We start from the raw sequence: 25796 nt of genomic DNA on the forward strand, positions 1-25796 counted from the left end.
ACATCGATGTCGCTGATGATGCCGAAACCCTGCGCTTTCAGCGCCTCGGTGGTGCGGGTGATGGCGTCGTCGAAGGCGCAGCAGGCTTGGGCGGAAAACACGATGGAGGGCATGTCAAAGCTCCTTTAGGGGGTGTGGATCAAGGCAGAAAGTGGGGCTGATTGTGCCGATGAATGGACCTGCGGCGCCTGCCAGGGGGAAAGGCGTTTGAGCCGCAGGCTGTTGCCCAGCACGAAGACCGACGACAGGCCCATGGCCACTCCGGCCAGCATGGGGTGCAGGTGCACGCCCCAGGGCGCAGCGATTCCAGCGGCCAGGGGAATGAGCACGATGTTGTAGGCAAACGCCCAGAACAGATTGCCGTGGATGGTGCGCAGGGTGCTGCGGGCGGTGTCGATGGCGCTGGGCAGCGCGGCGAGATCGCCGCGAGTCAGGCTGACATCGGCGGCTTCGATGGCGACGTCGGTGCCGCTGGCCAGCGCCAGGCCCACATCGGCCTGGGCGAGTGCGGGGCCGTCGTTCAGCCCTTCGCCGACGAAGGCCACGCGCCGCCCCTGCGCCTGCAGTTCTGCGACCACGCGGGCCTTGTCTTGCGGCAACACTTCGGCATGGACGGAGACCCCCAGGCTCGCATGCGCTCGCTGCCCCCCGAGGGGGCTGCCCCCGCCTTGAGACGGCTCGGCGGCGGGGGCGTCCTGAATGCCCAGCGCATCGGCCACGGCCTGCGCGGTGCGCCGGGCGTCGCCGGTGACCAGGGCGATGGCCAGGCCGCGCTGGCGCAGCGCCTGCACCACGGCGACGGCCTCGGGCTTGAGCGGGTCGGAGATGCCCAGCACGGCGATGCACGTCTGATCTTGCGCCAGAAACACCGCGGTCTGGCCCTGGGCTTCGAGCGCGTCGGCCTGCTCGCCCAGGGTATTCAGCGAGATGCCTTCGCGCTCCATCAGCCGCCGCGCGCCCAGCAGCAGGGTGTGACCGTCGAGGCTGGCACGCACGCCGTAGCCGGGAATGGCGGCGAAGTTCTGCACGGTGGGAAGGGTCAGGCCGCGTTGCGCGGCGGCGTCGTGCACCGCGCGGGCCAGCGGGTGCTCGGAGTCGGCTTCCAGCGCGGCGGCGAGGCGCAGCGCTTCGGTGTCTTGCAGCGTGCTGTGCAGCGCGGTGAGCGCCGGTTTGCCGAGCGTCACGGTGCCGGTTTTATCGAGCAGCACGGTGTCGATGCGGGACAGCGCTTCCAGCGCTTCGCCCTTGCGGAACAGCACGCCCATTTCGGCCGCGCGGCTGCTGCCCACCAGAATGGCCGCCGGGGTGGCGAGACCCATGGCGCAGGGGCAGGCCACCACCAGCACGGCGACTGCCGCAACCAGCGCGGCGCTCACGTCACCGGTGAGCGCCAGCCAGACGGCGAAGCTGGCGGCGGCGATCAGCAGCACCACGGGGGTGAACACGGCCACCACCCGGTCGGCCACGCGCTGCACCGGCAGCTTGCCGGTCTGCGCGCTTTCCACCAGCCGCACGATCTGCGACAGCACGGTGTCCTTGCCCAGCGCGGTGGCTTCGATCACCAACCGGCCTTCGGCGTTGACCGTGCCGCCGACTACCCGGTCGCCCGGCTTGCGGCGCACCGGCACGGCCTCGCCGGTGAGCATGGATTCGTCCACATGGCTGTCGCCTTCGATCACGCTGCCGTCCACCGGCAGGCGCTCGCCGGGGCGCACCAGCACGCGGTCGCCGATGCGCAGCGCGGCGAGGCTGACCTGTTGTTCTGCGCCTTGTGCGTCAAGACGGGTGGCCTGCTTGGCCTGCAGCCCGAGGAGTTTGTGGATGGCGGTGGAGGCGCGGCCCTTGGCCAGTTCTTCCAGATATTTGCCCGCCAGAATCACCGCCACCACCACGGCGGCGGAGTCGAAATACACGTGCCGTGACTCGGCGGCAAACCATTGCGGCGCCAGCAGCACCAGCGTGCTGTAAGCCCAGGCCGCTCCGGTGCCGGTGGCGACCAGCGAATTCATGTCGGGCGAGAGATGGCGGTAGGCGATGGCACCGGTGCGGAAGAACCGACGCCCGGGGCCGAACAGCACGGCGCTCGTGAGGACGAACTGCACCCAGTCCCAAAAACGCGGAACGGGTGAGACACGCAGCAGCGCGGCGTCGAGCGCGGGCCAGAGCATGGGCAGCATCGACAGCAGCAGCACGGGAAGGGCCAGCGCGGCAGCGAGGAGCAAGCCGCGCCGCATGCGCGCCAGATTCCGGGCGTGGGCGGCCGCGCTGGCGTCTTCGGCGGCGGCATCGCCCTCTTGCACTGGACGGGCGCCGTAGCCCGCGTCCACCACGGCCTGCGCCAGAGCTTGGGCGTCGAGCATGGCGGGCAGATAACGCACCTGCGCGCGGTTGACCGCCAGATTCACCGTAGCCGACAGCACGCCGGGCTGCTTGCGCAGCGCACGCTCCACCCGGCCGACGCAGGAGGCGCAGGTCATGCCTTCCACGTCCAGCGTGGCTTCGGCGACGATCGGGGTGTAGCCCGCGGCGCTCACCGCATCGGCAATGGCTTGCGGCGTGGCGGCCTGCGGGTCGTATGTCACCTCGGCCTGCGTGGTGGCGAGGTTGACGCTGGCGGCTTGTACGCCGGGAAGCTTGTTCAGGGCGCGTTCCACCCGAGCGCTGCATGAGGCGCAGGTCATGCCGCCCACATCGAGCCGCAGGGTCTGGCCCGCGGCCGGGGCCTTGCCGGATGGCTCTGGTGTCTCCGGTAGATCCACCGGGCATGCGGCCAAGTCTGGTGTGGGGGAGGTAGGCGCTTTCATGTCGGCTCTCCATTTGGGGCCGTGGCCGGGGCAGGCGTCGAGCAGGGTCTGCAGACCTTTTTTCATGCGCTGCAGATCGTCCATCTTGGCGTCGATCTCGGCCACTCGTTGCGCGACGAGGGTGCGCACCGCGCCCATATCGGCCTCGGGCCGGGCGTGCAGCGCCAGAAGCTCGCCGATCTGCGCCAGCGAAAACCCCAGCGCCTGCGCCCGACGGATGAAATCGAGCCGCTCGATGGCCTGCGGCGCGTACAGCCGGTAGCCGCTGGCGGTGCGCTGCGTAGGAGCCAGCAGTCCCAGACGTTCGTAGTAACGCAGCGTTTCCGCGCCCAGTTGCGCACGCTGCGCCAACTCGCCAATGGTGAGCTGGGACGATTCAAAGCGGGCTTGGGGGATCGGCATGGTGCGGCGCGGGCGGGTACGGTGGAGAGGCAAACTTTACACCTTACTAAAGACTATAGGGTTGGAATGGGATCCGTGGTTGAAATGAAAATCAGCCGAGCAGATCAGCGGGCGCTCAAGAACCCGCCGCCATTTTCCGGCGCAGCACCCAGGCGACGAAGCGCCGCCCGTACACCGGCTGCGTTCGCACCAACCAGGCCACCACCAGGGCGTTGAACACGGCCACGGTGAGTAGCAGCATCGGCACGCCCACGCCTGCGGTGAGCAACACGGCGCAATACGCCGCGCAGGCAATCATGAACAGGGCGTTGAGCATATTGCTGGCAGCGATTACGCGAGCGCGGTGGGTTTCGGCCACGCGGTGCTGAATGAAGGCATAAAGCGGCACGCTGTAAATCCCGGCGCTGGCCGAAACCAGCAGCAGATCGACCATCAGCCGCCAGTGCTCGCCTTCGCGCAGAAACAGGGTGAGGGTTTGCAGCTGCCCGTTGTGTGGCAGATTCTGGGTGGCGAAGTAGAGATCGATGCCGAACACCGACATGCCGATGGCGCCGACCAGCACCAGGCCGATTTCCACCCGGCCATGCGCCATCCACTCGCAGGCCACCGAGCCCAGGCCGATGCCCACGGCGAAAATCACCAGCAGCAGCGACGCCACCGCTTCGCTGCCGTGCACCACCTCGCGGGTGAAGATCGGAAACTGGGTGAGGAAGGCCACGCCGTAGAACCACATCCAGGCAATGGCGATCAGCGCGACCAGTACGGGGCGGTCGGCCGCTGCGAGCCTGAGGCTGCGCGCCGTTGCGCTGAACGGATTCCAGTTGATGCGGGTGTCGCTGCACAGCGGCGGGGTGCGCGGCACAAAGCGCGCCATCGTCCAGCCGGCTAATGCGACGACAAGACAGGCCACCCCGGCAAACACCGGCCCTTGCGGATAGGTCATCAGCACCCCGCCAATCATGCTGCCCAGCAGAATGGCGACAAAGCCGCCCATTTCGGTCATGCCGTTGCCGCCGGTGAGCTCGGCCGTGTGCAGGTGGCGCGGCAGATAGGCGAACTTCACCGGCCCGAACAGGGTGGAATGCAGCCCCATGCCCAGCACGCACAGCAACAGCAGCGGCACGTTCACCGTAATGAAGCCCCACAGCGCCGCGAGCATGATGACAATCTCGAAGGTCTTGATGCGCCGCATGATGACGCCCATGTCGCACTTGTCCGCCAGTTGTCCGGCAGTGGCCGATAGCAGCACGAAGGGCAGCACATACAGCGCGGCGATCAGGTTGACCATCAGCCCTGCGGGCAGCCCGGTCTGCGCCTCGGCGCGGTAGGTCACCAGCATGGTGAAGGCGAACTTCAGCAGGTTGTCATTGCCCGCATTGGTGAACTGCGTCCAGAAAAACGGCGCGAATCGGCGCTGGCCCAGCAGCTTGAACTGGTTGACAGACAGCGGCGGATCGTGGGACGGAGGTGTGGAAGCCATGCGTGATGCGGAAAAAACTCCGGCATGTTCGCACAGTCGGTCAAACCTGTTTGATCACGCCCTTTGCCGCGCCCAGGCCAGAAAGCGCTGGCCGTACAGCGGCTGGCGCCAGATCAGCCAGAGCGCGGCCACTGCATTGAGCAGCGCCACGCTCAGCAGCAGCGCGGGCACGCTCACCCCGGCCACCAGCAGCGCCGCGCAATAACCCGAGCACACCACCATGTAAATCGCGTTGAGAATGTTGTTGGCCGCAATCACCCGCGAACGATGCGTGGCCGGGGTGTGGTGCTGGATCAGGGCGTAGAGCGGCACGCTGTAAATCCCGGCGCTGGCCGAGAGCAGAAACAGGTCGAGCATCACCCGCCAGTGTGCCGGATCGCGCACGAAGGGCAGCACGTCTTGCAGCACGGCTTCGTGCGGCAGGTGCAGCGTGGCGAAATACAGATCGATGCCGAACGCCGTCATGCCGATGGCGCCTAGCGGCACCAGGCCGATCTCCACCCGCCCGCGCGCCAGCCATTCGCAAGCCACCGAGCCCAGCGCGATGCCGATGGAAAACACCGCCAGCAACAGCGAGGCTACCGCCTCGTTGCCGCCGAGCACATCCTTGGCGAACACCGGAAACTGGGTGAGAAACGCCACGCCGTAAAACCACATCCACGAAATCGCCAGCAGCGCCTGCAGCACCGTGCGGTCGGCGGCGGCCAGCCGCAGATTGCGCGCGGTTTCGGTGAACGGGTTCCAGTTGATGCGCAACTGCGGGTCCACCGCGGCGGTGGGCGGAATGAAGCGTGCCGCCGTCCAGCCCAGCAGCGCCACGGCCACGCAGGCCAGCCCGGCGATCAGCGGGCCGCGTTCAAAGGTCATCACCAGACCGCCGGCCAGATTGCCCAGCAGAATGGCCACGAAGGTGCCCATCTCGGTCATGCCATTGGCGCCGGTGAGTTCGGCGCTGTTCACATGCTGCGGCAGATAGGCGTATTTGGCCGGGCCGAACAGGGTGGAATGCAGCCCCATGCCAAAGGCGCAGGCCAGCAACGCGGGCAGGTTGGCGGTGACGAAACCCCACAGCGCCAGCGCCATGATGGCGATTTCCAACGTCTTCACGCGGCGCATCAGCACCGCCTTGTCATACTTGTCGGCCAGTTGCCCGCTGGTGGCGGAAAACAGCACGAAGGGCAGGATGTAGAGCGCCGCGATGAGGTTGACCATCAGCCCGGTGGACAAGGCTGATGCGGCCTCGGCCCGGTAAGCCACCATCACCGTGAAGGCGAACTTGAACAGGTTGTCGTTGCCCGCACCGCCGAACTGCGTCCAGAAAAACGGCGCGAAACGGCGCTGGCCGAGCAGGGCGAATTGATTGGGGCGGGCGGATTGGGGCATGGTCGGCGGGTCGGGTTGCAGGGCGGATGATGGCACAGCCGGATAATTCCTCACCATGATGACATCACCTCCTTGCGCCACGCCCGCCGTGGTGAATATCTCCTGCTACAAGTTCGTCGGCCTCGACGACCTGCCCGCGCTGCAGACGCGACTGGCGGCGCAGTGCGCGGCGCTGCAGATCAAGGGCACCATCCTGCTCGCGCCCGAGGGCATCAACCTGTTTCTCGCCGGATCGCGCGGCGCCATCGACGCCATCATGGCCACCTTGCGCGCCGACGCCCGGCTGGCCGACCTCCGCCCGAAGGAATCGCTCTCTGCAACTCAGCCCTTCAAGCGCATGAAGGTGAAAATCAAGCGCGAGATCATCACCCTGAACCGCCCGCAGATCCGCCCCGAAGCCGGGCGCGCCCCCGCGGTGACGCCCGAGCGCCTGCGGGCCTGGCTCGACGCCGGATGCGACGACGAAGGCCGCCCGGTCGTGCTGCTCGACACCCGCAATGCTTTCGAGCGCGATCTCGGCAGCTTTGCCGGCTGCGTGGACTTTCGCATCGGCAAATTCAGCGAATTCGCCCCCGCTGTCGAAGAGCACGCCGCCGACTTCGCCGGGCAGACCGTGGTGACCTTCTGCACCGGCGGCATCCGTTGCGAAAAAGCCGCGTTGCTGATGCAGGACTGCGGCATCGAGCACGTCTATCAGCTCGAAGGCGGCATCCTCAAATACTTCGAGCAGGTTGGCGCCGCGCACTACCAGGGCGGCTGCTTCGTGTTCGACGAACGCGAAGTGCTCGGCTCCGATCTGCTGCCCAGCGAGGGCGCCATCGCCCCGCCCGCTGCGCCGCAGCATCGTTAAAAGTTACAACCCTTACATCTCTTGCGCTGAATCAAAAAAATAAAGGGACGCCGCATTAAGCTACCTCCATAACTGCTGCATTGCACAAAATGCGGGATATATGGAGGTGGTCACATGAAAGTCACAAATAAAAAATCCGGTTTTCATTATTTATCTGGGTTTCTATTGATATTCGGCGCAGTCGGCTTGGCGCAGGCCGCTCCTCAGTTTTCACAGCAGGAAATCGAACGGGGCGCTTATGTGGCCAAGGTCGGAGACTGTATCGCCTGTCACGCGGTACAGGGCGGAAAGCCGTTTGCGGGCGGTTTTCCCATGCCGCTGCCGGTGGGCACGATTTATTCGAGCAATATCACCCCCGACCCGACTTATGGCATCGGTAAATACTCTTTAGAGGATTTTGATCGTGCAGTGCGTCATGGGGTCGCGCCCGGCGGGAAATATCTTTATCCGGCCATGCCCTATCCGTCATATGCCAAAGTCACGCCCGAAGACATGAAGGCGCTTTACGCCTATTTCATGCAGGGCGTGAAGCCTGTGGCGCAGCCCAACAAGCCGCCCACCATGATCTGGCCGTTGACCATACGCTGGCCGTTGGCGATCTGGAACTGGATGTACGTCTCTGAGGATCACGTCTATCGGCCCGACCCGAAACAAGGCGCGCAATGGAATCGCGGCGCTTATCTAACGGAGGGTCTGGGTCACTGCGGCGCCTGCCACACCCCGCGCGGCATCGGCATGCAGGAAAAGGCCTTGAGCGCCAGCGGTGCAAACGGCTCGCTATTTCTCTCGGGCGCCAAAATTGAAAGCTGGTACGCCAGGAATCTGCGCGGCAATGACGTGGGCGGTCTGGGGAACTGGAGCGTGGCCGACATCGTGCAACTGCTCAAGACCGGGCGCAACAGCAGCGGCGCGGCGGTGGGCAGCATGACCGAGGTCATCCACCACAGCTCGCAGTACTGGACCAATGCCGATCTGGAGGCGGTGGCGATTTATCTCAAATCATTGCCTGCCGACCCGAACAAGCCCAAGGCGCCGCAGCCGGTCGCACCCGTGCCGCAACCCGACCTGCATTCCGCGGGCTCTCTGGCCTATGCGCAGTATTGCGCGGTTTGCCACCAGAACGATGGAGAAGGGGCCGCAGGCGTGTTTCCGGCCATGGCGGGCAACCCTACGGTGGAGTCGCGTGATGCACTCAACTTGATCCATGTGATTCTGGCGGGGGGAAAGACCGCTGAGGTCAAAGGCGTTCATCCGTTCACCATGCCAGCCTTCGCGGGTGTGCTCAGCGACCAGCAAGTGGCCGACATCGCCACCTTCGTGCGCAGCGGCTGGGGCAATAGCGGGGCGACGGTCAGCGCCAGCGAAGTGGCGAAAGTCCGCGCAGACATCGCCAAAACCCATTGAGGGAGACCATCATGCAAAACAGCAAAACCAAAACCCATCCACGCGCCAACCTCTCGATGCGCACCCTGCTGGCAGCGAGCATGCTGGCGGGCATTGCGGCCCAGCCAACAATGGCCCAAACCGCCTCCTCACCCGCAGCAGCCGCACCGGCCTTGGTCGCCAAACCCAAGCCGACGCACACAGTGCCCTTCAAGGCGCCCGATCTCGCTACGTTGGCGCATGAACCCAACGGCGCGGAAATCCTCTACGGCTATCGCCTGATGACGCAGACCAAGAAGCTGCTGCCCAACAATGTCGGCGCGGCGATGAATTGCACGAGCTGCCACCTGGGCGGCGGCTTCGTGCCTCACTCCTCGGCCTTTGTGGGTCAGAACGCGCTCTACCCCATGTACAACCCTCGGGCTGCCCGGGTGGTGAGCATGGCGGACCGCATCAACGGTTGCATGTTGCGGTCGATGAACGGCAAGCCCATCCCCAAAAATTCCCCAGAAATGAAGGCCATGCTCGCCTTCATGGCCTGGATGGCCAAAGACGTTCCTGCCGACGCCAAGGTCAAGGGTGCCGCCCTGTACAAAATCAGCACTTCGATCAAGCCCGACCCCGTGCGCGGCAAGGCGATCTACGCCGAGCGCTGCGCCGCCTGTCATGGCATCGACGGCGAGGGGAGCAAGAACGCCAAAGGCGAGTATGTCTTCCCGCCGCTGTGGGGGCCGGATTCGTTCAACATCGGCGCGGGCATGGCGCGTACCTACACCGCAGCCGGTTTCGTCAAAGGCGCCATGCCGGTGGCCGACAGTCTGCATCCGCCAACGGGTGTCGGTCGCATGAGCGATCAGGATGCAGTGGACGTTGCGGATTACTTCTCGCACCAGCCCCGGCCTGATTTCCCGGCCGCCATCTACGACTGGCCCAAGGGCGGCGCGCCCAAGGACGTGCGGTATTGCCTCGTGTCGTTGGGTAACTGCACACCGGCTGAAATCGCCAAAGCGCCCAAGCCGCCAGGCGGGAAATAAGGGTTTGCGAGGGGATGACGGGCGCTCACACCCTCGCTCACATCCCCTTGCGCGCCAGATAAATCCCGCACAACACCAGACACGCGCCGAGCAGTTGACCGGCGGTCAGCGCCTCGCCCAGCAGAATCCACGCATACACCACCGCCATGGCCGGTTGCACCAGCAGGCCCACGGATGAGAGCGCCGGGTTGAGCCGGCGTACCGCGTAGGCGATGACCACCTGGCCGCCGATCTGCACCAGCAGCGCCAGCCCGAGCACCCACACCCAGCCGATGACCGCAGTCGGCCACATCCGCCCCTCGGCGAGGGCGAAAGGCCAGAGCACCACGGCGGCGAGCAGGGTGACGACGGCCATCAGCGGCGCGGTGGACAGACGCTGCCGCGCCTGCTGAATGCCCACCTGATACGCCGCGTAAAACACGGCGGACACCAGTCCGCTGGCATCGCCCAGCAGCGCGCGGCTGTGGCCGAAGTTGGGGCCGATCATCAGGGCCGCTCCGCCCAGTGCTGCGGCCAACCCGGCGAGAAACACCGGCTGCGGCGCGTTGCGGGTGATGATCCAGAAAGCCAGGGTGATGAGCACGGGAGCGAAGTTCGATTCCAGCGTGGCGTTGCCCACAGCAGTCCAGGTCACCGCGAGGTGGAAGAACACCAAATCGAGCGCGAACATGGCCGCGGCAAACAGCGCCAGTCCCCAGGTCGGCCAGTGCGCCAGCGGGGCGGGCGGTGCCGCGCGCTTGCTGAACCATTGCGGATTTTGCCCAGGCGCGGGGCTGGCCGAAACCGGGCGGGCCTTGCGCTGCAGTTGCCATTGCACCGCGGCCCAGGCCAGCAAAAACGGCGCCGCCACGGCCATGCGCCAGAAGGCGCTGGCAAACGGGCCGAGGTTGGCGGTGGTGTCGGCCAGACGCACGAACACGCCAGCGAGGCCGAGCACGGCGCCGCCGAGAAGGAGAACGAGGAAATCCATAAAAAGTCTGCCGGGCTTGGGGCGTGAAGCGGAAAAAGGACTGTGGGAATGGCCAGTGGCGGCGGAGTTGCGGGCTCGAAGACGACGCGATGGGGCAAAAGCCGATGCGCAGAATGCCGCACAGCACCTTCATAGCCCCATCTCAGCTCGCGATCAGCACGCCCGGCGGTCGTCCGACAGCCTGTTTGCGCATTGTCGCTGGTCGATCAGGCCGTTGGCTCATGCCCGCAAACCGATCGGGGCTCACCCTGTGGAATTTTCCCGGGCCGATTGGCGCAAGGAGATATCCTCCCTGAAACTTGCATGACATGCGTATTGAACGCACATACCATGTGATTTTCATGCCCATACAAACGGTTGGGCATCTGCCGTTTTCCGCCTGCGTCACGGGCAGGATCATGAACGAAACGCTGACTGACATCTGTCTGTGGCTCATCCCTTGCCGCCATCCATGCCCGAATCCCAAGAGTCAACACACCACGTCAGGCCCTTTGTCTACGACACCCTGCATTCCAAGGCTTTGCACTTCTCCATTTGCGAAGTGCAAAGCAGCATGCGACTTCGAGACCCCGATGCGTTGGACTTGGAGTACACGCGCATGATGATGGGATTTTTGCTGTTCATGGCAGAACCGCAAAACATCACCATGATTGGCCTGGGCGGGGGATCGCTGACCAAATTCTGCTATCGCCACCTGCCGCAGACCCGCATCCTGGTGGTCGAGATCAACCCGCATGTCATTGCCCTGCGCGATGAGTTTCATATCCCCTCCGACGACGATCGGTTCAGCGTCGTGCGGGCCGATGGCGCGCAATATGTGCGCACCAGTGCGTCAGCCTGCGACATCCTGATGGTCGACGGCTACGACAGCGAGGGCCTGCCGCAGAGCCTGTGTTCCCAGCGTTTTTACGATGATGGATGCGCGCTGCTGCGCCCGGGCGGCATCATGGTGGTCAATCTGCAATCCAGCCACGACCACTACGCCATCCACCTGGACCGCATCCGGCGCAGCTTTGGCGACTCCGTGCTGGTGGCGGGTGACAAAGACGGATGCAACAGCATCGTCTTTGCACGCAAGGGCCTGGGTTTTGAGCAGATACGGCAGAGTGCTATGCGCCTCCCCCAGCACCTGGACGCCGCTGCTGCCGCCGCTTTGCTGCCCGCGTTGACGCAAGTCGCCGCGGCGTCAAGGCTGTTCAAGCAGCAAGGCGAGAGTGCTGGCGGTTGATCCTCCTGGTCAATCGCATTGCGGGCTGAACCCCGGCGCGTGGCCGGACGCATCAAACCGGGCGAGTCAATCCAGCAGGCTGGTTTGCTGGAATACAGCGGGAAGTTTTTGCGGGGCCTGGATGCGCAACTGCTTGTTGACATTCATGCGCCCGAACACCACTTCGATGGCCGAGGTCGGCACGCCGAACTCCTTGGCAAGGAAGCGCACCATGTGATCGGTCGCGCGGCCAGCGCGTGGCGCTGCCGTCACACTCACCTTGAGTTGCGGCCCCTTGGGCTTGCCGATGGCATCGACCCCTGCGCTGGGCTTTCCCAGAATGTTGACCACCAGCGTGTCGCCTTCCCACCAAAAGAACGACTCGCTTCGATTTTGCTGAGATTTCATGCGGGAGATCGTTGCGGCGGAGCAGCGCAGCCTGTTGCGGTTTTGCAGCGGCGTTTTTGCATCGGTAGAGGCTCAGCGCTTGAGCGCCTCGTCGATGGATTCGCCCGGCTGCCAGGGCCGCCCGAGCTTGAACTCGATGTAGTCGCGGATCAGGCGTCGCACCACTTGCGACGGCGTCTGGTCCTCGCGCGCGCACAGGCGCTCGAACAACTCCTTCTTCTGCGGGTCGATCAAGACAGTGAGGCGGCTGGTACGTTGTTCCATTTTTATGGAAATGAGATTAGCATTTAGCGCACATCTTATGTGAATCTCATTTTCACGCAACTCCCGTATGAACGCGCCCGATCTTCTTCCCATCGCCCTGGGTGTGGTGGCGGCTTGGGTGTGCATGGGGTTGGCCGGTTTCATTTCGCCGCGTTCCACGCGCTGGGTGGCGCGGGTGATTTTTCCGCTGGGCGCGCTGGGCAGTCTGGTGATGGCTGCAGTCGGGCTGCTGGCGCTGTTCGCTGCGCCGCAATCGCTGGTGTTGCCCATCGGCCTGCCGGGTCTGCCGCTGCATTTACGGCTGGACGCGCTGTCGGGATTTTTCCTGTTCCTGCTGGGCGCCTCCACCGTGGGCATTTCCACCTTCGCCTCGGGCTATTTCCGCGAGGGCGAGGGCACGGCGCCGGGGCTGCTGGGCATGCAGTACCACGTGTTTCTGGCGGCGATGTGCATGGTGATGCTCGCGGCCGATGCCTACAGCTTCATGCTGTCGTGGGAAGTCATGGCCATGGCGTCGTACTTCCTGGTGATTTCCCAGCACCGCATGGCGGAAATCCGCAGCGCCGGTTATGTGTATCTGCTGCTGGCGCATCTGGGGGCCATCGCCCTGCTGTTGTGTTTCGGGGTGATGATGCAGGGAGGCATTGCCAGCCTGACGTTCGAGGCGATGCGCCACGCGCACTTGAGTCCGGCCTGGGCCAGCGTGGCCTTCGGTCTGGCGGTCATCGGCTTTGGTGCCAAGGCTGGCCTGGTTCCTTTGCACATCTGGCTGCCCGAGGCGCACCCGGCTGCGCCTTCGCCGGTTTCGGCCTTGATGAGCGGGGTGATGCTCAAGACCGCGCTCTACGGCCTGCTGCGGGTGAGCTTCGATCTGCTGCATGCGCCGCTGTGGTGGTGGGGCGTGCCGCTGCTGGCGCTAGGGCTGTTCGGCGCCTTGTTCGGTGTGCTGTTCGCCGCAGTGCAGACCGATATGAAGCGGCTTCTGGCCTATTCGTCCATCGAGAATATCGGCATTGCCTTCGCCGCTCTTGGCCTGGCGCTGGTGTTTCACGGGGTCGGGCTGGCGGTGTTTGCGGCGCTGGCGCTCGCCGCCATGCTGTACCACCTGCTCAACCATGCCTTTTTCAAGAGCCTGCTGTTCCTGACCACCGGCTCAGTGCTCCATGCCACCCACCAGCGCAGTCTGGGAAAACTCGGCGGCTTGTTGCGGACCATGCCCTGGGTGGGCTGGACGGCTTTGATCGGCACGCTGGCGATTGCCGGGCTGCCGCCGCTCAACGGCTTTGTCGCCGAGTGGCTGTTGTTGCAGTCGTTTCTGTTCACGCCACAGATCCCCGAGCCGTTTTTCAATTTGCTCATCCCGCTGGGTGCGGCCATGCTGGTGCTGACGGCGGCGCTGGCGGCTTATGTCATGGTGAAGTTCTATGGCGTGATTTTTCTCGGCAGCGCACGCGAGCCGCAACTGGAGCAAGCGCACGATGTCGGCTGGCTGGAGCGCATCGGGCTGCTGTGGTTGGCCGCGGGCTGTGTGCTGCTGGGCCTGATCCCGACCTGGGTGCTGCAGGCCATCGACCGGGTCAACCTGATGTTGCTGGGCAAGCCGTTGGCGCAAGCGGGTCACTCGCAAATGGGCAACTGGTTCTGGCTGGTGCCGCTGTCGCCGGATCGGGCGTCGTACAGCCCTGTGGCGATTCTGCTTGTCGGCCTGCTGGTCGTCGGCTTGACGGGCTTGTTGACCCACCGCGTCTATGCGGGGCGTGTGCGCCGCGCCGCGCCGTGGGATTGCGGCGCGCCGGGCCGAGGGTTTCGGCCAGCCGATCCGCCGGGTGTTCAGCCCGTTCTTCCTGATGCGGGTGGAACTGCCGCGCCCGGACGACGCCGAGCCGCGCTACCGCGTGTCGGTGGAAGACCGCTTCTGGCCGCAGTTTTACACGCCGGCGGCGCAGGCGGTGCTGTGGTTGGCGCGGCAGGTCGGGAAGATTCAGCAGGGACGGATTTCGGTCTATCTGCTCTACAGCTTCCTCACCCTGCTGGTGCTGTTGATGGTGGTGCTGCGATGAGCGCTTTCGCCTTGCTGACCCCGCTGTTGACCCAATTGCTGGCCGTGGCCGTTTCGGTGTTGCTGGCGCCACTGCTGTCCGGCTGGGTGACGCAGTGCCGCGCCTGGCTGTCCAACCGCAGCGCGCCGCCCATCTGGCAGCCGTATGCGCGCATCGCCAAGCTGCTGCGCAAGGACGCGGTGCTGGCGCACGAGGCCACGGCGCTGTTTCGCGTCGTGCCGTATTTGCTGATGGGCATCATGGTGGTGGCTGCGGCCATCATCCCCTCGCTGTCCACCGATCTGCCGTTCGCGCAAGCGGCCGACGTCATTGCGCTGGTGGGACTGTTTGCGCTGGCGCGGGTGTTCACCGCCCTGGCCGGCATGGACATCGGCACCGCCTTCGGCAGCATGGGCGCACGGCGCGACATGATGGTGGGTTTTCTCGCCGAGCCCGCGCTGCTGATGGTGGTGTTCACCTCGTCGCTGATCTCGGGCAGCACCCTGTTGCCGACGATTGCCGAATACCTGCAATCGCAGCACCTGGCGCTGCACGCCAGTCTGGCGTTCGCCGCCGTAGCCTTCATCATGGTGCTGTTGGCGGAGAACGCGCGCATTCCGGTGGACAACCCCACCACCCACCTTGAACTCACCATGATCCACGAGGCCATGGTGCTCGAATATTCCGCGCGGCATCTGGCGCTGGTGGAGTGGGCCAGCAGTCTCAAGCTGTTCAACTATGTCTGCATCGGCTTTGCGCTGTTTTTGCCCTGGGGTATGGCGAACCACGCCGACGGCGTGATGTGGCTGCTGGCCGCGCTGCCGCCGCTGCTGCTCAAGCTGGCGGCCGCCGGTTTCGGCATCGCGCTGATCGAAACCCTCAGCGCCAAGCTGCGCATCTTCCGCGATCCCGAATTTCTCGGCACCGCATTTTTGCTCGCCGTGCTCGGCCTGCTGGTGCGGCTGATGCTTTCGCATTGAGCCTGATGCCATGACCGTTCTCGCTCCGCTCGTTTCCGCCTCCGCAGCCGCGGCCTTCTCGGCCGCGTCGTCAGCGGCTTCGTCTGCGGCTTCGGCCGCGGCGTTGTCCGTTTCCGGTCTGCCCGCTCTGCCGCTGAGCACCCAGCTCATCCACCTGATCGCCGCCTTGCTGTTGCTGCTGTCTTTCGCCATGCTGGCGCAGCGCCGAGTGGTCAATCTGGTCAATCTGTTTGCGGCGCAGGGTGCTTTGCTCGTGGCCAGCACCGTCGTCGTGGCCTACTCGACGGGCGATGCCGAGCTCTATCAGTCTGCCGCGCTCACCCTGCTGCTCAAAGTCATCGTGCTGCCGTTGGTGCTGCACAAGCTGATCCGCCGCCTGCACGCCGAATGGGATACCGAAACCCTGGTGAACATTCCCACCCTGCAGCTCATCGGCATCGTGCTGGTGATTTTTTCTTTTGTTCTGGCGCAGCCCATTTCCCGCTTCGCTGGCGAGGCCATGCGCGGCACCCTGGGCATCGCGCTGGCGCTGGTGCTGCTGGCTTTCCTGATGATGATCGTGCGGCGCAAGGCCGTGGCGCAAGTGGTGGGTTTTCTGGCCATGGAAAACGGCCTGCTGTTCGCGGCCACTAGTGCCACGCAGGGCATGCCCATGGTGGTGGAACTGGGCATCGGGCTGGACGTGCTGGTCGGCGTGTTCATCCTGGGAATTTTCTTTTTCCAGATTCGGGAACAGTTCGACAGCCTGGATCTGCAAAACATGGAATCACTCAAAGAGGACTGAATGGAACTGCTCATCGTCCTCGCGATCCCCCTGCTCGGCGCTGCGGTGCTGGCCCTCGTCGGCCAGCGCGGCTTCGCGCCCTGGATCAATCTGGCCTTCAGCGCCGCCACCTTCGTCGCCGCCTGCGTGTTGACGGCGCGGGTTATTTTTCAGGGGCCGATGCTGGTGTTTGCCGAGCAGTTTTTCATCGATCCGTTCAATGTGTTTCTGGTGACGCTCACTGCCTTTGTCGGCATGACCACGGCGGCGTTTTCCCGGCCCTATATGCGCATCGAGCAAGACCGCGGGCGGCTGACCGCAGCGCGGCTGCGGCTTTATCACAGCATGTACCAGGCCTTCATGTTCACCATGCTGCTGGCGCTGACCACCAACAATCTCGGCCTGCTCTGGGTGGCGATGGAGGCGGCCACGCTGACCACCGTGCTGCTGGTTTCGCTCTACCGCACCAAGGCCAGCCTGGAGGCGGCGTGGAAATACTTCATCCTGTGTGGCGTAGGCATCGCGCTGGCGCTGTTCGGCACCGTGCTGCTGTATTTCGCGGCGGAGCGGGTGCTGGGCCACGCGGGCATGAACGCGTTGCTGTGGACGCAGCTCGATGCGGTCAAAGGCCGGCTGGAGCCGGGCATCATCGGCATCGCCTTCGTCTTTTTGCTGGTGGGCTACGGCACCAAGGTCGGCTTAGCTCCCTTGCATAGCTGGCTGCCCGATGCGCACGCCGAGGGGCCCACGCCGGTGTCGGCGGTGCTGTCGGGCTTGTTGCTCAATGTGGCGCTGTATGCGGTCATGCGTAGCAAGGTGCTGGTCGAGGGCAGCTTGCACGCCGCATGGCCGGGGCAGATGCTCATGGCTTTCGGCTTGTTCTCGGTGCTGGTCGGCGCGTTTTTGCTGTGGCGGCAAAAAGACGTCAAGCGCATGTTCGCCTACTCATCCATCGAACACATGGGCATCATCACTTTTGCTTTCGGCATGGGCGGGCCGCTGGCCAACTTCGCTGCGCTGCTGCACATGACCGGCCACGCGCTGACTAAGAGCGCCATTTTCTACACCACCGGCCACGCGTCGCAAAAAGCGCACAGCCAGCGCATCGACGACATTCAAGGGCTGCGCGAGCAGTCGCCCGCGCTGGGCTGGGGTTTGATGATCGGTGTGCTGGCGATCGCGGGCATGCCGCCGTTTTCCGTGTTCGCCAGTGAATTTCTCATTCTCACCACGGCGATGCAGCAGCAGCCCTGGGCCACGCCCATTTTGCTGCTCGGGCTGGGCGTGGCCTTCGGCGCCTTGTTTTTGCGTGGGCAGGGCATGGTGTTTGGCCGCAGCAACCTGCGTGAACTCTCGCATGCGCCCAATATGGTGCCGGTGTTTGTGCATCTGGCGCTGGTGTTGCTGCTCGGGCTGTGGATGCCGCAGTTCCTGGTGTCCTGGTGGCACACCGCAGCGGCGATGATCGGGGGTTGAGCCATGCAAGCTCGCTGCGCCATTCTTCCCGTCGAACACCACCGCGTGGATGCGCTGGGCTGGTCCGCCCAGATTCAGGCTGCCGCCGCGCGCGGCGCTCGGCTGCTCACCCTGTGGGGCAAGGACGCGCGCGATGCGTCGTCTGGCGGCATGTCGCTGTATGCCTGCTGGCTGGAGGAGCAGGGTTTGTCGCTGCTGCAGCTCGATCTGGCTTCGGGGGTGACGCATTACCCTGGGCTGCACGCCGAATTTCCCGTGGCCGACCGCCTGCAGCGCGCCCTGCGCGACCTGCTGGGGGTGCAGGCGCAGGGCATGGACCCGCGTCCCTGGCTGCGTCACACCGCCTGGGGCGCCGACGTCTATCCACTGCGGCACGATGCCGCCCTGCCGCCGACGCCCTGCGGCCAGCCGCAGGCCGAACACTACGCCTTCGTCCCGGTCGATGGCGACGGCGTGCACGAAGTGGCGGTCGGGCCGGTGCACGCTGGGGTGATCGAGCCGGGGCAGTGGCGCTTTTCCATCGTCGGCGAAAAAATCCTGCGGCTGGAGGAACGCTTTGGTTTCACCCACAAGGGAGTGGAAAAGCGCTTCGAAGGCATGACCCTGCACGATGGCGTGCGCCTGGCTGCGCGGCTGAGCGGCGACAGCGCCGTGGCCAATGCCTGGGCGTATTGCATGGCCTGCGAGACGCTGGCCGGGGTGCAGCCGCCGCCGCGCGCGCTTCATCTGCGCGCGTTGCTGCTTGAACGCGAGCGCCTGGCCAATCATCTGGGCGACATCGGCGCCATTGCCAACGACGGCGGCTTCGGCTTTGCGCTGGCGCAGTTCGGTCGTTTGAAGGAAGACGTGTTGCGCCTCAACGTGCGGGCGTTCGGCGCACGCTATCCGATGGACGCGGTGCAGCCCGGCGGCGTGGGTCTCGATCTGGACGCCGACGTCGTGGCCATGCTGCACAACCAGGGGGTGTTGCTCGGCGGGGAAGTGCGGCGGCTCAAGGACATCCTGGATCAGCACGAAGGTCTGCAAGACCGCTTCAAGACCACGGGCCGGGTCTTGCCCGAGCTGGCGGCGCGGCTGGGCATGATCGGCTTGGCCGGGCGCGCCAGCGGGCAGGCGCTGGATTTGCGCACCGCTGCGGGCTTTGCGCCCTACGCCGCGCTGGGCGTGGAGGTGGCGCAGGCGCAGGAGGGCGACGTCGGCGCGCGCGTGGCGGTGCGATTTGCCGAAGTGTTCACCAGCCTGCGGCTGTGCGGCGACCTGCTGGCCAGTCTGCCCGGCGGCAGCGTGCGGGCAGATTGGCCGCAAACCGTGGCCCCCGGTTTGGCGCTGGGCCTGGTGGAGGGCTGGCGCGGGCCGCAATGCATCGCGCTGGAGGCCGACTCGCAGGGACGCATCGCCCGCTGCCACCCGCACGATCCGTCGTGGCAGAACTGGCCGGCCATCGAATGGGCGGTGATCGGCGATATCGTCCCCGACTTTCCGCTGATCAACAAATCCTTCAATCTGTCCTATTCCGGACACGATCTCTGAGGCCGCCATGTGGAAGACCCTGCGACAAATCGCCCGCGTGGGCCGCATCAGCGAGGCTCCGAAAATCTCGTCCTTGCCAGTGCCGCCCGACGCCGAAGTGCAGCGCATTTCGGCTGATCTGTTGCATCTGATCGGGCGGGCGCTGGCCATCCGCGTGGTCGATGCCGGTTCGTGTAACGGCTGCGAACTGGAGATCAACGCCCTGTCCAATCCCTACTACAACCTCGAAGGTCTGGGGGTGCATTTCGTCGCCAGCCCGCGCCACGCCGACCTGCTGCTCGTCACCGGCCCGGTGTCGCGCCATATGGAGCTGGCGCTGCGCCGCACCTATGACGCCATGCCCGAGCCCCGGCTGGTGGTCGCCGCAGGTGATTGCGCAGCGGGTTGCGGCGTGCACAGTCAGGGCTACGCGGTCTGCGGCCGGGTGGCCGAGGTGCTGCCGGTGGACGTCACCGTGCCCGGCTGTCCGCCCAGCCCGGTGGCCTTGTTGCAAGGCATCCTGCAGGCGGTGCAGCGGCGGGCCTGACCCGGCGGCAAACGCTGCGCCACAAGACGTTTTAGGGTTTTGGCTGGCCCGATGGCTTCTCGCCCTGCATCATTCGTCGCAGTTCGGCGCAGTGGTCGATCGGCGGGGTGCCGGGGGTGAACCACACCGCGTCATAGCCCGCTGGGAGCTCGGCCTGCGTATCGGGCGCCAGGCCTTGCAGCAGCAGGCTGAACACTGCAAGCGGCTGCGCCACCCCCGGCGGGGTCTGCGCCGCATGCGCTGCCAGATGCAGCGCGATGCCGAGGGTCCGGTTGGCGTGGAAGCTGCCGGTGAGCAGCACCACAGTCTTGCCCGGCCGCGCCAGCGCCAGGCTGTGCGCGGCCATGCTGTCGTCGCGGGCGAACTGGATGCGCGCCATCGCCGGAAGTTGCGAGGCGGGCAGTAGGCCGCAATGGCTTTCGGCCACGTCGTCGAGAATGCGCTGGCGCACCGCAGGCGGCACGCTGGCGTCCCAATGGGCCTGCTGCATGGCGGGGCGCATTGCGGCTTGCGGCAGGTTGACGCCGACCACCGGCACCCCGGCGCGCACCGCGGCCATCACCGGCGCGGCGTACAGCTTCCACGGCCAACCGTCTTCGTTCCATTGCAGTCGCTCGCGCACCACGACTTCAGGCGCGTCGCGCGGGCCGTCGAAACGCTGCCCGGCGTCCGCCATTTCCAGCGCGACGGCGGCCAAATCGCCGCGCTGGGCCAGGGCGGTAATGATCCAGGCCTGCACCGCGTGATGATCGGGGTGATCGTGCTGCTCGCCCAGCATGCAGAGAGCGGCCCGTCCGCAGTCACTGACCAGTTGTTGCGGGGCGATGAATTGCTGACCGCTTTGCAGAATGCGGCCGACCAGTGGCGAATGGGCTTCGACCGGCTGGGTGTAGCGCGGCAGCGGCGGCAAGGCGGCGGCCTGCGCCGCCAGACTCCCGAGCCAGAGCGGCCCGCCCGCGGCCAGGCCGAGGGCGAGGTTCAGACGCCTGCGGTTGGCATCTGGAGACGAAGACGGCGGGGTAGGAGCGTGGCGGCTTGGCATGGCAGGAGGTTGAGTAGCATGACGAGACGAACCTTAGCGCAAGCCGCTATTCCCCCATTCAGACAGGTCAAGCCCCATGTTTGACACGCCGCTCGAACCCCCGCCTGAGCCAACCGTTGCGCTGCGGCTGTTTTTCGCGCTCTGGCCGGGGCAGGCGTTGCGCCGACATATCGCCGAGCATCAGACGCTTTGGCATTGGGCGCCGCCCGCGCGACCGGCGGCTGCGGCCAAACTGCATCTCACCGTGTTGTTCATGGAGGGGGTGCCCGCAGACCGGGTGACGACGCTGCTGGAGGTGGGCGAACGGGTTGCGCGCAACTGGGCCGATTTCGCGCTCACGCTCGACCGGGCCGCGGTGTGGCGCCACGGCGGCATCGCGCACCTCGCGCCGTCGCAGCCCCCGGCGGAATTGCTGTCGTTGCGCGCCGCGCTGGCGGAGCAGGTCGGCCAGCGCGGTCTGCCGTTCGACGCTCGCGCCTTCGCGCCGCATGTCACGCTGGCGCGGCGCGCGCAGGCGACGCAGCCGCCGATCACTTTCCCGCCGCTGCACTGGACGGTTCGAGGCTTCGCGCTGGTGCACTCCGTGCTGGGCACCGGGCGTTACGACGTCATCGGGCGCTGGCCGCTCAATCGATGACTTCAATAGCCGCCTACGCTGCCCAGGGTAGAAATCCACCACGCCAGCACGCCACCGGCCGCCACGATGAGCAAGGCCAGCAGTCGCAGCCGCCAGGTGTCGCGCGCGGGCGTCACGCCGGCCACGGTGTCGATATCGCCGGTGAGCATGGGGCGCACCAGGTTTTCGCGTTTGAAAATGGCGTAATAGGCAATGGCCGCGAGGTGCAGGCCGACGAGGGCGTAGATCAGCGGCTGGCCGATGGTGGTGTGATAGAAGGTGAAAATCGCGCTGGTGCGGTCGCTCACATAATTGGCCAGCGGGCCTTGGTTGAAAATTTCGTCGTTCGCAAACAGCCCGCTGATGACCTGCAGCGCGACTACGGTGAGCAGCGCCAGCACCGACAGACTGCCCAGCGGGTTGTGGCCGACGCGCAGATGTTCGGGCCGCGGATCGTCGCCGCGCACATAGCGCCAAATGGCGCCGGGGCCGTGCACGAAGTTCCAGAACCGCGCGTGACGGCTGCCCACCACGCCCCACACCAGCCGGAAAACCAGCAGCGCAATCAGGGTGTAGCCGCTCCAGTAGTGGTACTGCATGGCGTTGCCGCCGATCAGCCCGGTGACGATGGAAACGGTCACGCAGGCAGCCAGCGCCCAGTGAAACAGGCGCAGCGGCAGATCCCAGATTCGGACTTTCATGGCGCGGCTCCGGGCGCTCAGCCTTGCCGCAGCTTGCGCGCCGCCTCGACGGCGAAATAGGTGAGGATGCCGTCGGCCCCCGCGCGTTTGAATGCCAGCAGGCTTTCCATCATCACCGCGTCATGGTCGAGCCAGCCATTTTGCGCGGCTGCCTTGAGCATGGCGTATTCGCCGCTGACCTGATAAGCGAAGGTCGGCATGTGAAATTCGTCCTTCACCCGGCGCACGATGTCGAGATACGGCATGCCCGGCTTGACCATCACCATGTCGGCGCCTTCGGCGATGTCGAGCGCCACTTCGCGCAGGGCTTCGTCGGAGTTGCCCGGGTCCATCTGATAGACCTTTTTGTCGGCCTTGCCGAGGTTGGACGCCGAGCCCACGGCGTCGCGGAAAGGGCCGTAGAACGCGCTGGCGTACTTGGCGCTGTAGGCCATGATTCGGGTGTGAATATGGCTGTCGGCCTCCAGCGCCTGGCGGATCGCGCCGATGCGGCCGTCCATCATGTCGCTTGGGGCGACGATGTCCACTCCGGCGGCGGCCTGCGCCAGCGCCTGCTTCACCAGCATGGCCACGGTGGGCTCGTTCATGATGTAGCCGGTGTCGTCGAGCAGACCGTCCTGGCCGTGCGAGGTGTAGGGGTCGAGCGCCACATCGGTGAGCACACCGAGCTGTGGAAACGCCGCTTTGAGCGCGCGCACCGCTCGGGGCACCAGTCCGTCGGGGTTGGCGGCCTCGATGCCGTCAGGCGTCTTGAGCTTGGGATCGATCACCGGGAACAGCGCCAGCACCGGAATGCCCAGTTTCACGCATTCCTCGGCCACCGGCAGCAGCAGATCGACACTCAAACGCTCCACGCCGGGCATCGACGCCACGCTCTGGCGCTGGTTCTCGCCATCGAGGATGAACACCGGGTAGATCAGATCGTCCGCTGCCAGTCGGTGCTCGCGTACCAGACGGCGGCTGAAGTCGTCGCGGCGCAGCCGCCGCATGCGGGTGCCGGGAAATCCGGGCAGGTTCACAAAGTTTTTCATCTTTGGTTTGTCATGGAGTGGAACTTGATGCGATGAATGCTATCTTTTTCAACTGGATGGTGCGTTGCAAGATGTGCCGTCCCCCGCTTCTCCTCCCTGAGCGGGGCCTTGTTTCAAGGCTTGAATCCCTGGCCAGCACTGCCGGGGATTTTTTTGCCCGCAATATTCGTTTGTCCCCTGGCAACAAGCTTGCGCCAAGGCTCTTTTACACTGCGACTCTGTCTGCGAAAGGGAGTTCAAGATGGCTTTTCAGTGGGTGCTGACCTGGCACATCATTTTTGTGATCGCGTGGTACGCCGGTCTGTTCTACCTGCCGCGCATTTTCGTCAACCTCGCCATGGTGCCCGCTGACAGCACCGCCGAGCGCGAGCGTCTGCTGATGATGGGCCGCAAACTCTACCGCTTCACCCACATCCTGATGTGGCCGGCCATCATTCTCGGCCTGGTGCTGTGGCTGTATTACGGCATCGGCCTGCACGGCCCGGGCAACGGCTGGATTCACACCAAGGTCACCCTGGTCGTGCTGCTGGTGATCTATATGTTCTGGTGCAAGCGCATCTTGCGCCAGTTCGAGCAGGGAACCAATACCCGCAGCCACAAGTGGTATCGCTGGTTCAACGAAATTCCCACCATCATTCTGTTCATCATCATTCCGCTGGTGGTCATCAAGCCGTTCTGACGGTTTTACGGGCGCGCCGCTTGCTGGCGTTCATGTTGTCTCATGCCTTCGCCGCATCGCCCTGCGCACAGTGCGCGCCCGGTTTCCCGCTTCATGCGTTATGCGCTGGCGGGCTATGTGCTGCTGATCGTCTATGCCAGCCTCTATCCCTTTTCGGGATGGCGCTGGCAGGGGCTGATGCCGTTTGATTTCGTGCTCGCGCCGCTGCCGCGCTACATCACCTTCAGCGACTTGCTGATCAATGTCGGCGGCTATCTGCCGCTGGGCTATCTCATCGCCCGCAATCTGCCGGCACGCTGGCCGCGCTGGGCATCGTGGCTGGCGGCCAGCGCGTTGGCCAGCAGCGTGTCTTTCGGCATGGAAGCTTCGCAGGCTTTTCTGCCCATGCGCGTGTCGTCCAACCTCGATTGGCTGACCAATTCGCTCGGCGGTCTGCTGGGCGCCGCGATCTGTGCTTGGCTGCTGCCGCGGCTGCGGCTCGCGGCGCTGCTGCGGCTGTGGCGGGAACGCTGGTTTGCGCCTCATGTGGGCTATGGCTTGCTGCTGTTGGCGCTATGGCCGCTGGCGCTGCTTTGGCCCGCCGCCGTGCTGTTCGGCACCGGGCAGATCGGGCCGACCCTGTTGCAGCCTGCGCTCGATACCGATACCTGGCGCATTCTGTCGGCGTGGTTTGTCAACAGCGGCCTGCGATTGCCGGATTTCGCGCCGATGAGCGGGCTGCGCCAGAGCAGCATCACCGCGGCCATGCTCGCCGGTTCGCTTTTGCTGCTTGCAGCGCTGTTGCGGCCAGGCGCGCCCCGGCTGCGGCTGGCGCTGGCACTGACCTTCGCCGGCCTGCTGGCCGTCAGCCTGTCGGCCGCCTTGAGTTTCGGCCCAGAACACGCCTTGGCCTGGGCGACCGTGCCCACCCTGCGCAGTGTGGCGCTGGGGCTGATGATCGGCTTGCCGCTGTCGTATCTGCCGCCGCGATGGGGCGCTGCGGTCGGCGCGCTCAGTCTGGCGTTGGCGCTGGGGTGGATCAATGGGTCGGGGCCGGGGCCGTATTACGCGCTGAATCTGCAGGCCTGGAGCCAAGGTCTGTTCATCCGGCTGTATGGTTTGCCGCAGTGGCTGAGTTGGTTATGGCCGTTCGCCGCTCTGATCTATTTGATGGCGCGAGCGTTGCGGCCCGTTCGCCACGACAATCTGGGTTAATCATGAACTATTACAAACACCACATTTTTTTCTGTCTGAACCAGCGCGACGCCAGCGCCGCACGGCCGTGCTGCGCCGCCAGCGGGGCGGAGGCTGCGTTCGAGCACTGCAAATCAGCCGTCAAGACGCTGGGGCTGGCGGGTGCGGGCAAGGTGCGCGTCAACCGGGCGGGGTGCCTCGATCGCTGCGAGGAGGGGCCAGTCTGCGTGGTCTATCCCGAGGGCGTCTGGTACACCTATGTCGATCAGAGCGATATCGATGACATCGTGCAAAGCCATCTGCTGCGTGGCGAGGTGGTGGAGCGTCTGCGTCTGCCGGATCTCCCTGACGCGCCCGACGCGGATCAGTAATCCGGGCCGATGCAAATGAACGCGCAGACCCGCAAGCTGCTGGTGAAGGGCCCGGCGGGGGCGATCGAAGTGGCGGTCGATGCGCCCGAGGGGCCACCCCGCGGGCTGGCGCTGGTGGCGCACCCTCATCCACTGTTCGGCGGCACGCTCGACAACAAGGTGGCGCAGACCTTGGCCCGCGCCTGGCTGCAACTCGGTTTCTTGGCGGTACGGCCCAACTTTCGCGGCGTGGGCGCCACGGCCGGAGCGTTTGATAATGGCGTGGGCGAGACCGCCGATCTGCTGGCCGTGTTCGACGACTTCATTCCTCAGGTCGCGCAGCAAGCCGGGCTTGAGCGCGAGGCGCTGCCCTTGGCGCTGGCCGGATTTTCCTTTGGCGCCGCCGTCGCCGCGCGTTGTGCGCTGGCCTTGCAGCAGCGGGGCGCCACCTTGCAGCATCTCACTTTGGTGGGCACGGCCGTCACCCGTTTCGACGTGCCGCAGATCAAGCCGACCAACGCTCCACCGCTCGCACAGCGCGTGTTGGTGCTGCATGGTGAGCAAGACGATGTGGTGCCGCTGTCCGGCGTGCTCGACTGGGCACGGCCGCAGCAGTTGCCCGTGGTCGTGTTTCCGGGCGCGGGGCATTTTTTCCACGGCCTGCTGCTGCCCCTGCGCGACTGGGTCTGTCAGTGGCATGGGGCA

The 25796-nt window shown here is 65.4% G+C and carries 22 protein-coding genes and 2 pseudogenes; 15 read left to right on the forward strand and 9 right to left on the reverse strand.

Annotated features, from left to right (window positions below):
- Positions 1-125 precede the first annotated feature (125 nt).
- The 3 genes and pseudogenes from B7X30_RS11850 to B7X30_RS11860 all read right to left on the reverse strand — a co-directional run.
- Positions 126-3206, reverse strand: coding sequence for a heavy metal translocating P-type ATPase (locus B7X30_RS11850; RefSeq protein WP_286730822.1), 3081 nt, complete (start codon positions 3204-3206; stop codon positions 126-128).
- A gap of 115 nt (positions 3207-3321) precedes the next feature.
- Positions 3322-4686 (reverse strand): MFS transporter, encoded by a 1365-nt coding sequence (locus B7X30_RS11855; RefSeq protein WP_156054087.1) that lies wholly within the window; start codon positions 4684-4686, stop codon positions 3322-3324.
- A 72-nt stretch (positions 4687-4758) separates the two neighbouring features.
- Positions 4759-6069, reverse strand: a pseudogene (locus B7X30_RS11860) (MFS transporter); the annotation flags it as partial.
- A gap of 58 nt (positions 6070-6127) precedes the next feature.
- Here B7X30_RS11860 and B7X30_RS11865 point away from each other — a divergent pair.
- From B7X30_RS11865 to B7X30_RS11875, 3 genes are all read left to right on the forward strand, one after another.
- Positions 6128-6919 carry a sulfurtransferase gene (locus B7X30_RS11865; protein WP_286730855.1) on the forward strand — a complete coding sequence of 264 codons (792 nt, stop codon included), beginning with the start codon at positions 6128-6130 and terminating at the stop codon, positions 6917-6919.
- Between the two features lie 114 nt (positions 6920-7033).
- A complete protein-coding gene (locus B7X30_RS11870; RefSeq protein ID WP_286730825.1) occupies positions 7034-8323 on the forward strand; it encodes a cytochrome c in 1290 nt (429 codons plus the stop codon).
- An 11-nt stretch (positions 8324-8334) separates the two neighbouring features.
- Positions 8335-9336 (forward strand): c-type cytochrome, encoded by a 1002-nt coding sequence (locus tag B7X30_RS11875; protein WP_286730827.1) that lies wholly within the window; start codon positions 8335-8337, stop codon positions 9334-9336.
- 37 nt (positions 9337-9373) lie between these two features.
- On the opposite strand, the gene B7X30_RS11880 is transcribed toward B7X30_RS11875, so the two are convergent.
- Positions 9374-10306, reverse strand: coding sequence for a DMT family transporter (locus tag B7X30_RS11880; RefSeq protein ID WP_286730829.1), 933 nt, complete (start codon positions 10304-10306; stop codon positions 9374-9376).
- Positions 10307-10757: 451 nt separating this feature from the next.
- On the opposite strand from B7X30_RS11880, the gene B7X30_RS11885 reads away from it, so the two are divergent.
- Positions 10758-11534: a spermine/spermidine synthase domain-containing protein gene (locus B7X30_RS11885; protein WP_286730831.1), complete on the forward strand. Its 777-nt coding sequence runs from the start codon at positions 10758-10760 to the stop codon at positions 11532-11534.
- Between the two features lie 66 nt (positions 11535-11600).
- On the opposite strand, the gene B7X30_RS11890 is transcribed toward B7X30_RS11885, so the two are convergent.
- Both B7X30_RS11890 and B7X30_RS11895 read right to left on the reverse strand, forming a co-directional pair.
- Complete coding sequence (locus tag B7X30_RS11890) at positions 11601-11921, reverse strand: DUF167 domain-containing protein (protein ID WP_286730832.1); 321 nt, start codon at positions 11919-11921, stop codon at positions 11601-11603.
- A 72-nt stretch (positions 11922-11993) separates the two neighbouring features.
- Complete coding sequence (locus B7X30_RS11895) at positions 11994-12185, reverse strand: ribbon-helix-helix protein (protein ID WP_013104454.1); 192 nt, start codon at positions 12183-12185, stop codon at positions 11994-11996.
- Between the two features lie 67 nt (positions 12186-12252).
- Here B7X30_RS11895 and hyfB point away from each other — a divergent pair.
- From hyfB to B7X30_RS11925, 6 genes and pseudogenes are all read left to right on the forward strand, one after another.
- Positions 12253-14245: pseudogene (hyfB, locus tag B7X30_RS11900) on the forward strand (hydrogenase 4 subunit B).
- Positions 14242-15204 (forward strand): respiratory chain complex I subunit 1 family protein, encoded by a 963-nt coding sequence (locus B7X30_RS11905; RefSeq protein WP_286730836.1) that lies wholly within the window; start codon positions 14242-14244, stop codon positions 15202-15204. Before hyfB ends, B7X30_RS11905 begins: the two are co-directional and overlap by 4 nt.
- 10 nt (positions 15205-15214) lie before the next feature.
- Positions 15215-15988, forward strand: a complete 774-nt coding sequence (locus B7X30_RS11910; RefSeq protein WP_286730838.1) for a formate hydrogenlyase — start codon at positions 15215-15217, stop codon at positions 15986-15988.
- Positions 15989-17443, forward strand: a complete 1455-nt coding sequence (locus tag B7X30_RS11915; RefSeq protein WP_286730840.1) for a hydrogenase 4 subunit F — start codon at positions 15989-15991, stop codon at positions 17441-17443. It begins immediately after the preceding gene.
- A gap of 3 nt (positions 17444-17446) precedes the next feature.
- Positions 17447-18973: a hydrogenase large subunit gene (locus B7X30_RS11920; RefSeq protein ID WP_286730843.1), complete on the forward strand. Its 1527-nt coding sequence runs from the start codon at positions 17447-17449 to the stop codon at positions 18971-18973.
- Between the two features lie 7 nt (positions 18974-18980).
- On the forward strand, positions 18981-19499 hold the full coding sequence (locus B7X30_RS11925; RefSeq protein ID WP_286730846.1) for an NADH-quinone oxidoreductase subunit B family protein: 519 nt from the start codon (positions 18981-18983) through the stop codon (positions 19497-19499).
- A 31-nt stretch (positions 19500-19530) separates the two neighbouring features.
- Here the strand turns inward: B7X30_RS11925 and B7X30_RS11930 are convergent, their stop codons facing one another.
- Positions 19531-20541: a ChaN family lipoprotein gene (locus B7X30_RS11930; protein ID WP_286730847.1), complete on the reverse strand. Its 1011-nt coding sequence runs from the start codon at positions 20539-20541 to the stop codon at positions 19531-19533.
- 76 nt (positions 20542-20617) lie between these two features.
- Here B7X30_RS11930 and thpR point away from each other — a divergent pair, with 76 nt between their 5' ends.
- Positions 20618-21178, forward strand: coding sequence for an RNA 2',3'-cyclic phosphodiesterase (gene thpR / locus B7X30_RS11935; protein WP_286730848.1), 561 nt, complete (start codon positions 20618-20620; stop codon positions 21176-21178).
- Positions 21179-21180: 2 nt separating this feature from the next.
- On the opposite strand, the gene B7X30_RS11940 is transcribed toward thpR, so the two are convergent.
- Together B7X30_RS11940 and hemB are read right to left on the reverse strand one after the other, a co-directional pair.
- Positions 21181-21858: a cytochrome b/b6 domain-containing protein gene (locus B7X30_RS11940; RefSeq protein ID WP_286730850.1), complete on the reverse strand. Its 678-nt coding sequence runs from the start codon at positions 21856-21858 to the stop codon at positions 21181-21183.
- A 17-nt stretch (positions 21859-21875) separates the two neighbouring features.
- Positions 21876-22889, reverse strand: coding sequence for a porphobilinogen synthase (gene hemB / locus B7X30_RS11945; RefSeq protein ID WP_286730851.1), 1014 nt, complete (start codon positions 22887-22889; stop codon positions 21876-21878).
- A gap of 241 nt (positions 22890-23130) precedes the next feature.
- On the opposite strand from hemB, the gene B7X30_RS11950 reads away from it, so the two are divergent.
- From B7X30_RS11950 to B7X30_RS11965, 4 genes are all read left to right on the forward strand, one after another.
- Positions 23131-23568, forward strand: coding sequence for a CopD family protein (locus B7X30_RS11950; RefSeq protein WP_156054103.1), 438 nt, complete (start codon positions 23131-23133; stop codon positions 23566-23568).
- Between the two features lie 42 nt (positions 23569-23610).
- Positions 23611-24762, forward strand: a complete 1152-nt coding sequence (locus tag B7X30_RS11955; RefSeq protein ID WP_286730854.1) for a VanZ family protein — start codon at positions 23611-23613, stop codon at positions 24760-24762.
- Positions 24763-24764: 2 nt separating this feature from the next.
- The gene (locus tag B7X30_RS11960) at positions 24765-25112 is read left to right on the forward strand and encodes a (2Fe-2S) ferredoxin domain-containing protein (protein ID WP_013122081.1); all 348 of its coding nucleotides are present in this window, start codon (positions 24765-24767) and stop codon (positions 25110-25112) included.
- Positions 25113-25127: 15 nt separating this feature from the next.
- Positions 25128-25796: alpha/beta hydrolase (locus B7X30_RS11965; protein ID WP_286730857.1), on the forward strand; the 669-nt coding region annotated here is incomplete at its 3' end.

Origin of the sequence: Thiomonas sp. 13-64-67, assembly GCF_002282795.1 — a bacterium.
Classification (GTDB): Bacteria; Pseudomonadota; Gammaproteobacteria; order Burkholderiales; family Burkholderiaceae_C; genus Thiomonas; species Thiomonas arsenitoxydans.